The organism is Paenibacillus lignilyticus, assembly GCF_017942085.1.
Lineage (GTDB): Bacteria > Bacillota > Bacilli > Paenibacillales > Paenibacillaceae > Paenibacillus_Z > Paenibacillus_Z lignilyticus.
In genome coordinates, this window is the sequence record NZ_JAGKSP010000007.1 from 232,240 (window position 1) to 245,592 (window position 13,353).

Annotated in this window: 10 protein-coding genes; 7 read left to right on the forward strand and 3 right to left on the reverse strand. The window is 52.4% G+C overall.

Going from position 1 to position 13,353, the window contains the following annotated elements; translation table 11 throughout:
• Nucleotides 1-166 precede the first annotated feature (166 nt).
• Both I8J30_RS18645 and uvrA read left to right on the forward strand, forming a co-directional pair.
• Complete coding sequence (locus tag I8J30_RS18645; protein WP_210660599.1) at nucleotides 167-1,126, forward strand: hypothetical protein; 960 nt, start codon at nucleotides 167-169, stop codon at nucleotides 1,124-1,126.
• Nucleotides 1,127-1,131: 5 nt separating this feature from the next.
• Nucleotides 1,132-4,029 carry an excinuclease ABC subunit UvrA gene (gene uvrA / locus I8J30_RS18650; protein WP_210660601.1) on the forward strand — a complete coding sequence of 966 codons (2,898 nt, stop codon included), beginning with the start codon at nucleotides 1,132-1,134 and terminating at the stop codon, nucleotides 4,027-4,029.
• Nucleotides 4,030-4,077: 48 nt separating this feature from the next.
• On the opposite strand, the gene I8J30_RS18655 is transcribed toward uvrA, so the two are convergent.
• From I8J30_RS18655 to I8J30_RS18665, 3 genes are all read right to left on the reverse strand, one after another.
• Nucleotides 4,078-4,395 carry a thioredoxin family protein gene (locus I8J30_RS18655; protein WP_210660603.1) on the reverse strand — a complete coding sequence of 106 codons (318 nt, stop codon included), beginning with the start codon at nucleotides 4,393-4,395 and terminating at the stop codon, nucleotides 4,078-4,080.
• Nucleotides 4,396-4,400: 5 nt separating this feature from the next.
• On the reverse strand, nucleotides 4,401-4,775 hold the full coding sequence (locus I8J30_RS18660) for a MerR family transcriptional regulator (RefSeq protein WP_210660605.1): 375 nt from the start codon (nucleotides 4,773-4,775) through the stop codon (nucleotides 4,401-4,403).
• A 140-nt stretch (nucleotides 4,776-4,915) separates the two neighbouring features.
• Complete coding sequence (locus I8J30_RS18665) at nucleotides 4,916-5,566, reverse strand: HAD family hydrolase (protein ID WP_210660607.1); 651 nt, start codon at nucleotides 5,564-5,566, stop codon at nucleotides 4,916-4,918.
• Between the two features lie 805 nt (nucleotides 5,567-6,371).
• On the opposite strand from I8J30_RS18665, the gene I8J30_RS18670 reads away from it, so the two are divergent.
• The 5 genes from I8J30_RS18670 (at nucleotide 6,372) to I8J30_RS18690 (ending at nucleotide 13,344) form a co-directional block, all read left to right on the forward strand.
• The gene (locus I8J30_RS18670; protein WP_210660609.1) at nucleotides 6,372-7,163 is read left to right on the forward strand and encodes a phytanoyl-CoA dioxygenase family protein; all 792 of its coding nucleotides are present in this window, start codon (nucleotides 6,372-6,374) and stop codon (nucleotides 7,161-7,163) included.
• Between the two features lie 326 nt (nucleotides 7,164-7,489).
• Nucleotides 7,490-8,428 (forward strand): ArsR/SmtB family transcription factor, encoded by a 939-nt coding sequence (locus tag I8J30_RS18675; protein ID WP_210660611.1) that lies wholly within the window; start codon nucleotides 7,490-7,492, stop codon nucleotides 8,426-8,428.
• 283 nt (nucleotides 8,429-8,711) lie between these two features.
• Complete coding sequence (locus I8J30_RS18680) at nucleotides 8,712-9,689, forward strand: glycoside hydrolase family 43 protein (RefSeq protein WP_210660613.1); 978 nt, start codon at nucleotides 8,712-8,714, stop codon at nucleotides 9,687-9,689.
• Between the two features lie 61 nt (nucleotides 9,690-9,750).
• Nucleotides 9,751-11,526, forward strand: coding sequence for a glycoside hydrolase family 2 protein (locus I8J30_RS18685; RefSeq protein ID WP_210660615.1), 1,776 nt, complete (start codon nucleotides 9,751-9,753; stop codon nucleotides 11,524-11,526).
• A gap of 51 nt (nucleotides 11,527-11,577) precedes the next feature.
• Entirely contained in the window at nucleotides 11,578-13,344 is a 1,767-nt protein-coding gene (locus I8J30_RS18690; RefSeq protein ID WP_210660616.1) for a glycoside hydrolase family 2 protein, read from the forward strand.
• Nucleotides 13,345-13,353 lie beyond the last annotated feature (9 nt).

The following is a 13,353-nucleotide window of genomic DNA, read 5'->3' on the forward strand; positions in this document are numbered from 1 at the left end:
GAAACCGCTGTAGCAGGATGATCTGCTACAGCGGTTTTTTTCTGACTTTTAACTCTAGCAAATGATTAAATAATGCTATATTGACAACTATGAAACTTAAGGATACTTTGTATATCTATGGAAGAATTGAGAGTGACTCTAGTACTGACTTCGGAGGAGGACGAACGTGGGCTTACAGAAATTCGGCGAGCAAACGACAGCGCTGTTTCGGGAAGCATTGAACCAGTTCATCGAGAAGGTCAAGAAGGACGATCAAGTGATTGCGGCTGTACTGCTTGGCAGTTTATCGTACGACCAAGTATGGGAGAAATCGGATATTGATTTAAAGCTGATCGTGCATGATCAGAAGCTGGGTTCGGGTTATATGTGCTTCGTAGAGAATGATGTTCCCATTAACGCCAGCATTCAGACTCGCAACGAGTTCAAGCGCTGGATCGAACGATCCGTGGGCGGCTCTATTTCGCAGTCGATGCTTTATCGCAGTACGCTGCTGTTCACGAAGGATGCTTCGATTACGGACTATTTTGAACAAATACGGATTGTCGGCGAGCGCGACAGGCAGCTGCAGCTGCAGCAGCTCGGGGGATATTCGCTTGCGCTTCTGGCTAAGGCGGAGAAGTGGCTGCATGTGAAAGAAGACGCGGTTTACAGCGCTTTCTGGATTATTAAGATGGTCGATGTCTTGTCGCAGATCGAGGTGCTGCTGAACGAGGACGTGCCTATGCGGGAGTCGGTCAAACAGGCGCTCGCCTATAACCCGGACTTCTTCTGCGTGATCTACACGGAGATGGTGCTCGGCACGGTTACGGAGGCCGGCGTTCAATCTGCGATCGATCAGATCAATGGGTATCTGAACGCCGGGGCAGAGCGGATTTTCCGGCCGATGCTCGCTTATTTGAAGGAAGAAGCGGATGTTCGCACCGTTACGGATATTGTTTTGAAGTTTAAGCCGGTCATCGAGACCGATACCGGTTCCGCGACTGCGATATGCGATTGGCTTGCCGAGCGAGGACTTCTGATGAAGATGGAATCGGAGACCAAGGCCACTCCGAAGAGCCGGATCATGCTGCTTGAGCCGGCGTATTTAGTTGAGAGCGACGAGATTCCGGAGTGGGAGAGGGGCTAGCACGGATGAAGAAGTTTATAGAGGTACGAGGCGCCAGGCAGAACAACCTGAAGAATATCGACGTCGATATTCCGCGGGACAAGCTCACGGTTATTACGGGGGTCAGCGGTTCGGGCAAATCTTCATTGGCCTTCGATGTCATCTATGGGGAAGGGCAGCGCCGATTCCTGGAGTCGCTCTCGACCTTCGCCAAGAGCCGGATGAATCAGTTAAAGAAGCCGGATGTCGACTTCGTATTCGGCTTGTCTCCCGTAATTGCCATTGAGCAGAAGAAGGGGATCGTCAATCCGAGATCCACTGTCGGCACGATGACGGACATCTATGACTTCATGCGGCTGCTCTTTGCTTCGGTTGGCGAAGCCAGCTGTCCATTCTGCGAGCATCCGGTGCCGATTCGGTCGGCGGAGCAGATGATCGATCATATTAAGCAGCTGCCGAAAGGGACGGAGCTTGAGGTACTGGCGCCGGTCTATAAAATCTTCGGCGAGAATTACGAAACGACGCTGGACGAGATTCGCTCGAAAGGGTTTCGGACGGTTAGCATCGAGGGGAACAAGCATAGCCTCGGCGATCCGATCGAGCTTGAAGAGGAAGCGGAGTACAAGATCGAGGTTGTCGTCGACAAAGTCATCGTCCAAGCGGACGCTTATAAGGCGCTTGCCAAAACAATCGAGAACAGCCTGAAGCTGGTGGGAGAAGGCTTCATTCGCTTCGAGGTCGTTCATGTGCCGGACGGCGCACAGGTTGATGAGGAGAAGTTCTATCGCGGTTTTGCTTGCCCGGAGCATCACCTGACTATGGGAGAATTGCAGTCGAGTTACTTCTCCTTCAACGATCCCAATAGCGCTTGCCGGACCTGCGGCGGACTCGGTACGTTCATGCGCGCCGAAGCGAAATTTCTGGTGAAGAACCCGGACAAGAGCATTAACAAAGGAGCGATTGATCCCAAGCTGCTCGGCACAAGCACGGGAACCTGGCATTGGTCGATCGTTCGCAGCGCGGCCATACACTACGGGTTCAGCTTGGACACGCCTTACAGGGAGCTGTCTGAGGCTGCCAAGAACATTATGATGTATGGGTCGAAAGGAGAGAAATTTCCTTTCGTTCCGGGAGAAGAAGCAACGAAATCGCAAGAACGCCATGCCGGCAAAATGATGACTTTCGGCGGGATGGTTCATACCATTAACTGGTGGTATAAGCTTTACTTGAAGCGTAAAGCGCAGTCTGTCGGGGATGACGAGTTCTACAAACGGGTCATGGTTGAACATACGTGCCCGGATTGCGATGGACGCAAGCTGCGGCCTCAACGATTCGCCGTGAAAGTCGGCGATGCGGATCTTCACCAGCTCTGCAATAGCTCCTTGTTTGAGCTGAGCGTGTTCTTGAAGAACATTGCGTTCGCGCCTAATCATGCGGTTGTGGGCAAGCAGATTGTCGCGGAGATCGATTCAAGGATCGATCTGCTGCTGGATATCGGCCTTGATTATCTGAGTCTTGGCCGCCGTTCCGATACGATATCGGGCGGTGAAGCGCAGCGTATCCGACTTTCTACGCAGATTAGTTCAGGGCTGATGGGGATGCTGTACGTGCTGGACGAGCCGAGCATTGGGCTTCATGCGAGGGATAGCATTCGCATCATCGACACGCTCAAGAAGCTGCGCGATATCGGCAATACGATTATCGTAGTCGAGCATGATCTGGAAACGATCGGCAGCGCCGACCATATCATTGAGGTCGGACCGGAGCCGGGGCTGCACGGCGGTCGTATTATCGCCGAGGGCACCGCGGACCAGCTGCGGTCGAATCCGGATTCCATCACCGGTTCGTTCCTGGCAGGGGTGCGAAGAATCGAGGTTCCGGCGGTGCGCCGTCAGTCGGACGGACGGATGCTGTCCCTTCGAGGTGCGAGGGCAAACAATCTGCGCAACGTGGATATCGATGTGCCGCTGGGGGTGCTGGTTTGCATCACGGGTGTCTCCGGTTCAGGCAAAAGCACACTGATCAATGAGGTCATCTGCAAGCAGCTTTATTCAACCTTCCAGGATGCGCGCATTGTTCCCGGTGAGCATGACGAGTTGACCGGGCATGAGCATTTAACGGGCATAATCAATATCGACCAGTCTCCGATCGGTCGAAGCTCGCGCTCGAATCCGGCGACGTACGTCGGATTCTTCGATAAGATCCGCGAGCTGTATGCGGCTGCCGCCGGCGCAGCAGGTAAGTCGCTCGCGAAGAACGATTTCAGCTTCAACCAGAAGAATGGCGGACGCTGCGAGAACTGTCAGGGCGAAGGCATCGTGACGACGGCGCTCCAATTCATGCCGGATGTAGAATCAGTGTGCCCTGTTTGCAAGGGAGCGCGGTTCAACGAGGAAGTGCTCGATGTTCGGATTAAGGAGAAGAATATCGCGCAGGTGCTGGAGATGAGCATCGAGGAAGCCGTTCCATTCTTTGAGGATCAGTCTTATATTCAACATAAACTGAAGGTATTGCACCAGCTGGGACTCGGCTATTTGCGTCTTGGCCAATCGTCGACTACGCTGTCCGGCGGCGAAGCTCAGCGGATCAAACTGGCTACGGAGCTAAGCAAGATTATACGGGGCTCGCATAACCTGTACGTGCTTGATGAGCCGACGACGGGATTGCATCTGAGAGATATCCAGAAACTCATCGATTGTCTTCATCAGCTTGTGGAAGCGGGGCACACCGTCGTGGTGATCGAGCATCATCTGGATTTGATCAAGGTGGCCGATCATGTCATCGACATGGGACCGGAAGGCGGCAAGAAAGGCGGCATGGTCGTCGCATCCGGCACGCCGGAGGAAGTAGCGCGCACGGAAGGCTCGCTGACCGGCAAGTTTCTGCGGGAGATGCTGGCGGTGGAGTCGCAGGCGGTAGGTTGATAGAAAAGGTGGCGCAGACGCTTATGTCTGGGCCACCTTTTTTTGCGGCTAGAGCTGTTTCTCGGCAGCCAGGCGATAGGCTGCTTTTGGCCGCAGACCCACAAGTTTATCCATGGGCCGGCCATTCTTGAACACAATAACGGTCGGCGTGCCCATAACGCCGGCTGATGCAGCGGCTTCAGGCAGTTTATCGCAGTCCACGTACGCGATGCGAAGCTGATGCTCCAGCTCCGCGCTTAGTTCTTCCAGTACGGGAAGCAGCGTATGACATGGCGGACAGTGAGGCGCTCCGTAATCTACGAGCACGACTCCATCCTCAACGAGTTGATGGAGATGCTCCATGCTCTGAACTTGTTGAATTCCCATTAGACTCACTCCTTGCTTAGATTGTCGGCGATGGTTTCCGACTGAACGGCAGCGATCCGATCTACCAAATTCGTCCGAATTTGATTCAGCTGCATAATCTGTGCGTCAATCTCTGCCAGCTTCCGCTCATAGATCGGCATAACTTCGCTGCAAAATGCTTCCTTGTTCCGCATAACACAAGTAAGAAACCCGGCGATCTGCTCAGTCGTCAAACCCAAGTTCAGATAGAGCTTGATCGTCTCCACGGTGTGAACGGTTAAGTGCGAATATTCGCGATAGCCGTTGGCTTGACGCAGCGGCGAAATCAAGCCCTGCTGTTCATAGTAGCGGAGCGAACGTATGCTCACGCCTGTTTCTTTGGCTAATTGACCGATTTTCATGGGTATCCTCTCTTCGCCATACCTGGTTTCCAGTTCATTATAAAGGCTGACATTAATGTCAGAGTCAAGTAGCTTGGTTGCCGTTCGAAGCCGGCGTTTTAAATGGAGCATTCAACAGTACTTCTCGCCAATTTCCGACTTTACAGATAGTGAAGGAGCTGATGGAGTTCATCAATATGGCCGAGGGGGACAATGCCTCTTCGCTCCAGTTCCGGTTGATTGGCCTGGTAAGCAATAAATCGGATGCCGGCTTTCATTGCCGCTTTGCCATCAATCCAAGCATCGCCAACGGACAGCCAATCCTCCTTGGAGAGGTGGGGGTAGTGTCCAAGAATATGATGGATACCTTGGGGTGAGGGCTTCATCGTAACGGCTTGCTCCCGGCCAATGACGTGGTCAAAGTACATTTCGATTCCCGTAGAGCGCAGCGCTTGTATAGCGGCTGTATACGAATTATTCGTAAGAATCGTGAGATGAAAATCAGCTTGCAGCTGCATCAGTAGTGCTGCCACACCCGGTTCAAGCCCCGCATCCTTCATCCCCGCTTGCTCTAATTCAGTCACAACTGCCCATACCGCCTGCTCTATTTCCCCGTTGAACATCGCTGATAACCGGGCATGTTCAATGAGTGTCGAAGCCGTAAATTCATGCAGCGGGAGATCCGCCTCGATAATGCCCGCTCGGACCAACAACGTATAAACCTCGTTCTTTATCTGTTTGAAATCAATGCGCGAGCGGAGAATGGTGTTATCCATATCCAAAATAATGCCTCGTCGCTTCAATGGAACCATGGGAGCAGCCCCTTCATATGGGTTTATGTGTACGCATTCTAACATGCTTATTTGCAAGAAAAAAGCCCCCGTTCTGCATGCTATGCAGAAGGAGATCCTTTCAGTTAGCGGCGACCCGCCTCCGCCGGAGGCTGAGAGTCGGAAACCGCGACTCTCAGTGGCGAAACCGCGCCGAAAAAGAGCTGAAAGTCGCAAAACGAACTCTCAGCTCCCAAGCTAGCCAATCTCCGCCCCCGCCGAGAGCTGAGAGTCTCGAAACGCGACTCTCAGCGTCGAAACCGCGCCGAAAAAGAGCTGAGAGTCGCAAAAACGAACTCTCAGCTCCCAAACTAATCAATCTCCGCCCCCGCCGAGAGCTGAGAGTCTCGAAACGCGACTCTCAGCGTCGAAACCGCGCGAAAAAAGAGCCGAGAGTCGCAAAAACGAACTCTCAGCACCCAAACTAACCAACTCCCGCCTCCGCCGAGAGCTGAGAGTCTCCAAACGCGACTCTCAGTGTCGAAACCGCGCCGAAAAAGAGCTGAGAGTCGCAAAAACGAACTCTCAGCTCCCAAGCTAGCCAATCTCTGCCTATACTAATTTAACTTTGCCTCACGGTGTGCATCATAAGCGGATATCCCGCTTATCGCTCCGACTCGCCGAAACGAGCTCATGGTGCGGATTCCGTGGCTGCCGCGCGCCGGAGCTGAGCGTATTCGCTCTGTTTTGGCAGATCGTCTTAGTTTTATCCCATATCCTCCAAGATGAACGGATGCTTCAGGTGTAAATTGAAGATATATCCGATTCATAAAGGGGACCTGAGTGCATGTTGAATTCGAAAATCCAACTGACCAACGAGCATGTGGAATTTTACAGAGAAAATGGCTTCGTGCAGATCGATAATATTCTTTCGCCGGAAGAGCTGGCAGAGCTTCGCCAATATATGGACGAGACGATGAATAACCAAGGCGCTCGCGGCTTGCAGACGGATCAGGCAGGCGGTGCCTATTATAAGGTACTGAACCAGCGCGTGAATACGTGGCGGGATCACGGCGGCATGGCACGATTCGTGCTGGGAGAACGTTTCGCGGATATGGGCAAGCAGCTAACCGGCTTTGAAGGCATCCGCCTCTTCCATGACCATGCGCTGCTTAAGATGCCCGGCGATTCCAAAGTAACGCCTTGGCATCAAGACCGGCCCTACTGGCCGATTAAAGACACCGATCCGATGGTCGCCTTCTCGATCTGGATCGCGCTTGATGATGTCGATGAGAACAATGGCTGCATGATGTTCGTTCCGAAATCGCAGAAGATTCGCAACTTGAAAGGCGTGGACCTCGTGACGCCTGAGGATATTTTTGCGCAAGAGGGTGCGAGAGACGCGGATCGTAACACAGCCGTCATCTGCCGCATGAAAGCAGGCAGCTGTACCTTCCATGACGGCATGACGTTCCATTTCGCCCATGCCAACAATTCCGAGAAACCGCGCCGTGCACTTGCCATTGTCTTCCTTAAGGATGGCACGAGCTATAGCGGAGCGGGGCATGTGTGCACGGACGGCCTCGGCTGGGAAGCGGGCGACAAGATTCAAGGCGGCTTGATGCCGAAGCTTGCTTAAGCTGTCTATATCCAACTACTGGGTAATTATTGCAACGCAATTGTAATGTAACTGAAATGCCAATTTCATCTGGTTTTAATCTTCAGCGCCTATAATAAGACTCAACCCCCTATTATATATATTCTTTTAAGACCCGCGGCCCGTTGCTGCGGGTCTCCTTTTTTGTGTTCGAGAACGCGACAGGTCTGCTTCCTATCAAAATGGTAAATACTGCGCAATAAGAAGATTAATAGACTGCCTTTACAAACGATTTTTGCGGGTGTTATGCTGAAGGCATTCAATTTATGCTAAGAAACATAAAACATATTATAAATGGGGAACGCTCGATGCTGGAACTCTCTATCAACGAACCGGATGAACTGGTCAAGGTCGCACACGCTCTTTCATCGCATACCAGGCTGAAGATTATTAAGCTGCTTTTGCATCATAACAATATGAATATCAATGAGATCGGCGAGAAACTGGGCATTCCGGTGTCCACGGCCGGCGTGAACGTGAAGGTGTTGGAAGAAGCGGGCCTCATTCTGACCGAGATTTTGCCTGCAAGCCGCGGCGCGATGAAAGTATGCAAGCGGAATTTCGACGACGTCCGAATGATCTTGAATCCGATCAAGGGGTACGTCAAGAAGGAGCAGATTTTCGAAATTGAGATGCCAATCGGCCATTACGTCGACGTTGAAGTGCATCCGACCTGCGGCATCGCCAACACGGAGTCGATGGTCATTCCGGAAGACGATCCTGCCAGCTTCTTTCATCCGGAATGCCGAACCGCGCAGATCGTCTGGCTGAGACAAGGCTGGATCGAATACCGGTTTCCTCGCTCGCTGCCGCGAAACATCGACATGAAAGCGATCGAATTTTCGTTGGAGCTTTGTTCGGAAGCCCCTAATTTCAACAACGACTGGCCTTCGGACATCACGGTTTGGATTAACGACATTGAAGTGGGAACGTGGACATCGCCCGGCGACTTCGGCGATAAGCGCGGCAAGAATAACCCGCAATGGTGGCATGACAGCAGTACCCAATACGGGCTGTTAAAGACGTTTCGAGTCGACAAAGATAAGAGCACGGTCGATAATCACAAGGTTTCCGGCGTGACGCTCCAAGATCTGCATATCGATGCCCAGCCGAATATACGGTTTAAGGTGGGTGTGAAACCGGATGCCATCCATAAAGGCGGGCTCAATTTGTTCGGCCGCGGATTCGGAAACTATGATCAAGACATTATTATGAAGGTTCTTTATGAGCCTGCTATAGATGAGTAAAACAATATAGTTGTTTATAACGGCGCATTAGCGCTTGTTTTTTTGTTATTAATAACAATAATTTTGTTGGAAAGCGTTGACATTGTCCTTAAAACGAACATATAATTTGTTTTGCAATGCAGTATGTATCGCGATTGGTTTAGCATTAATGCTGTGAAAAGGAGGAATGGAATAGTTTTCATGCAAAATTCAGATGAAATCCTGCAAATTTATCATAATCGATGCTCCGATATTTTATTTGAAACATAAAAGTTGTTTATAACTCAATAAGGAGTACGAATAGATGCCATCTCCAGCTAAAACCTTTCAAAACCCCATTATGGCAAGCGGCGCGGATCCTTGGATGTACCGGCATTCCGACGGCTTCTACTATTTCATGGTGACTTGCGGCAATCGACTGGAGCTGTATCGGTCACGAACGATGAGCGGAATTGCCCGGTCGCTTCCGACAACGATATGGCTTCCTCCTCTAGAAGGTCCGGGCAGCAGGGAGTTATGGGCACCGGAAATTCATTACATGAACGAGAAGTGGTACGTCTACTTTACGGCGAGCGATGGAAGCGGAGATGACGGGCGTAAAGTTTATGTCCTGGAAAATGAAAGCGCCAACCCGACGGAAGGAACATGGACGGAGAAGGGGGCGATCAATGCGGCGCTGCCCGGACTGGACGGAACGATTCTGAAACACAATGGCAAGCTGTACTTCATGTATGCCGGTTATGGTCATTTCCCCGAATACGGATCTGCGATTTACGCCGCTTTGATGACAAATCCATGGACGTTGACCGGGCCCGAGACGCTGTTGACGAAACCTGAGTATGTGTGGGAGAAGCAAGGCGGAATGGCGATTAATGAAGGGCCATGTTTTCTTGTGCGATACGGAAAGGTGTTCCTCATCTATTCGGCCAGCACGACTTGGTCGGATGATTATTCATTAGGCATGCTGGTTGCTGATGCTGCAAGCGACCTTCTGAACCCGGATTCATGGACCAAAAGCGATCATCCGGTATTCGCGAAGTGTACGGAAAACGCCGTGTATGCCCCCGGCCATAACAGCTTTACGCAATCGCCGGATGGCCTTGAGGATTGGATCGTCTATCATGCGATTCCTCAGTCGGAGGCGGGCGCGTCTAAGAGGCAGCCGCGAATGCAGAAATTCGCTTGGACAGCGGCAGGCTATCCCGACTTCGGTAAACCGCTTGCCTCCGGCATCGATTATCCCGTTCCATCCGGAGAAGGCTTGGAGAAAATCGGTGAATGAAACACGATTGGCAGCAGAACGGCCCCATCACGAACAAACTTACTTGGAGGTAAATGAAACCATGATCAACGGAACTAACATCAGACCCGAATACCCAAGACCGAGTCAAAAGCGCAACCGCTGGCTGAGCCTCAACGGTGAATGGGACTTTGCTTTCGATGACGAGAGAAAGGGCGAAAGCGACAAATGGTATAAGAACGCGGCGCCGTTTTATCTGAAAATTCAAGTCCCTTTCGCTTACCAGAGCACGCTCAGCGGGATCGGCGATGCTTCTTTCCACGATGTCGTCTGGTACCGGAAAATGATCCACGTGCCAAGCGAGTGGAGCGGACAGCGGATTATTCTGCATTTCGGCGCGGTTGATTATAAGGCAAAGGTGTGGGTGAATGAGCATTTGGCTGTAACCCACGAAGGCGGCCATACGCCATTCCGGCAGGATATTACCGATCTGTTGAAGGATGGCGGGAACGTCATCACGGTTAGAGCGGAAGACGACAGCTTGGATCTGACGCAGCCGAGGGGCAAGCAATATTGGGAAGAGCAGTCGGCCAGCATCTTCTATACGCGTACGACGGGGATTTGGCAAAGCGTGTGGCTGGAACCTGTTCATGCCGTACATATCGATAAATTAAAGTATAAGCCGGATATCGACCGGAACGAAATCGAGATTCGCACCTTTATGTCGGAAGCTGCGGCCCGGCAAGAGGTTTGGGTGGAAGCGGCCATTAGCTTCGACGGCAAGGCGGTAGCGGAAGAGAGATTCAAAGTGAACGGAAGGGAAGAGTCGAGAACGATTCGCCTTCATGATTTTAACGATCATGGCCTGGGACGCTGGTGGTCGCCGGAGAAACCGAACCTGTACGACGTCCGTTTCCGCCTGAGCGTAGACGGCAAAATCGTCGATGAGTTTGACAGCTACTTCGGCATGCGTAAAGTATCCATCGAGAACGGCAAATTCAACTTGAACAATCGCCCGTATTTCATGCGGTTGGTCCTCGATCAGGGCTACTTCCCGGATGGTATTCTGACCCCGCCTTCGGAAGAGGCGATCTTAAAAGATGTCGAACTGACGAAAGCAATGGGATTCAATGGCGTACGCAAACATCAGAAGACGGAAGATCCGCTGTTCCTCTATCATTGCGATCGCAATGGCCTGCTCGTATGGGGAGAATGCGCGAATGCATATCAATATTCGGAAGCTTACGTTGGTCGTTTTACGCGAGAGTGGCATGAGATCGTGGAGCGGGACTACAACCATCCCTGCATCGTGGCGTGGGTTCCGATTAATGAGAGCTGGGGCGTTCCGAACATTCAAATCGATGTCAAGCAGCAGCAGCACGCGCTCGCGATGTACCATTTGGTCAAATCGCTGGATGAGACGAGGCCGGTTATCGGCAATGACGGCTGGGAGATGCTCGAGACGGACCTCGTAGCCATCCATGATTACGAGTGGCGAGAAGAGGTACTGGCGGAGAGATACGTTTCTTCGGACAGCGCGATCGAAGCGATGCCCGCCAATCGCAGAATCTTCGTAGGCGGCGCATCGTACAAGGGGCAGCCCATTATGGTGACGGAATTCGGAGGCATTTCGTTCCGCAAAAGCGATTGGGAAGGCTGGGGGTATTCCGGGGCGAGCGACGATGAGGATTTCCTTAAGCGGCTGAACGCCGTGTTTCGCCCGCTGCTCATGTCTCCGGTCGTGCAAGCGGTTTGTTACACGCAATTAACGGACGTAGAACAAGAAATTAACGGATTGCTCACATACGACCGCGTTCCTAAAGTTCCGCTTGAAGCGATTCGCCAAATCGTAACCGGACAGAGCAATTCCCAATCGTAATCGAAATCATAATCATATTAGAGCAAGTACCAGAGGAACAGGAGAAACGATATGACGACGAAAATGCATATACCGGGCTACCCCAGACCTCAATTCGTGCGCGAGCAATGGGCTGATCTGAACGGGGAATGGCGCTTTGGCTTCGACGACCTGAACCGGGGAGAAGCGGAAGGATGGCCGCGCAGCTTCGGCGGCGACCGAACGATCGTCGTCCCGTTCTCCTACGAGACGAAAGCGAGCGGCATCGGCGAAGAAGCGCACCATCCGAACGTCTGGTACAACCGTTCGTTTGATGTGCCGGCCTCCGAGGAAGGCAAGCGGATCGTGCTCCATTTTCAGGCGGTGGACTATACGGCGAAGGTATGGATCAACGGCGAATACGTCGGCCGCCACGATGGCGGTTATACGGCATTCTCCTTCGACATTACCCCCTATGCAAAGTTCGGCGGCACGACGAACGAGCTGACCGTGAAGGCTGAGGACAGCATGGACGCAACGCAGCCGCGGGGCAAACAAAGATGGGTACCCGAGAACTTCGAATGCTTCTACGTGCAGACAACCGGCATTTGGCAGTCCGTGTGGCTGGAGTACGTCTCGCCGGTCCACGTCGAAGATGTGAAGATTACGCCTGACATTGATGCCCGTTCCGTGCGTTTCGAATACCGGGTTAAAGGCGGGGAGCATGCGGGCGGAGGCTATCGCATCGAGACGCTTGTGACACTGACGGGCCGTCAGGTCAAACAGGCCAGCCTCACGATTGACCGTCCATGGCTGCAGCTCGATGTCGATCTGGTACATGAAATGAACGGACCGTGGAAGCATTGCCACTGGGCCCCGGAGCACCCGAATTTATATGATGTGGAATTCGTGCTTTACCGAGGCGACGAAGCGGTCGATCATGTGTACGCCTACTTCGGCATGCGCAAAATCTCGATCGAGAAAGGCAAAGTGCTGCTCAATAACTTGCCGATCTACCAGCGGCTCGTACTCGATCAAGGTTATTGGCCGGACAGCCATCTGACGCCTCCGTCAGAAGCGGCGCTCATCGAGGATATCGACAAATTGCTGGAGATGGGCTACAACGGCGTTCGCAAGCATATGAAGGTCGAGGACGCGCGATTCCTATACTGGTGCGACGTCAAAGGCGTGCTCGTCTGGTCGGAAATGGCGGCGACGTTCGAGTTCAACGACAATGCCATCCAGAAGTTCACGACGGAGTGGATGGAGGTCGTTCGGCAGCAGTACAACCATCCGAGCATCATCACCTGGGTTCCGTTCAACGAGTCGTGGGGCGTGATGAACATCTTGAACGACCGGCGGCAGCAGAAGCTGACGGAAGCCGTGTACCATCTAACCAAGGCGTTCGATCCGAATCGTCCGGTCATTACGAATGACGGATGGGAGCATACCGTATCCGATATATTGACCTTGCACGATTATGTGGAGACCAAAGAGGAGTTTCTGCAGCGTTATGCGAGCAAGGATGAAATCGTTCATAACGAAAAATCGTTCAATCATTGGAAGTACGCGTTCGCGAACGGCTACTCGTACACGGGACAGCCGATAATCGTCAGCGAGTTTGACGGTATCGCATTACGTTCCGATAAAGGCTGGGGCTACGGCAACCAAGTAGAGTCGAAGGAAGCTTACTTGGACCGCTTCCGCGGCATACACGAAGCCATCAAAGCCACCGATTATATCGTGGGCTACTGCTACACCCAAATCACGGACGTTCAGCAGGAAGTGAACGGTTTGCTGACCGAGAATCGAGAGTCGAAGGTACCGTTGGATAAATTACGTGAAATCAATTTGGCTTAGGAGCGATGA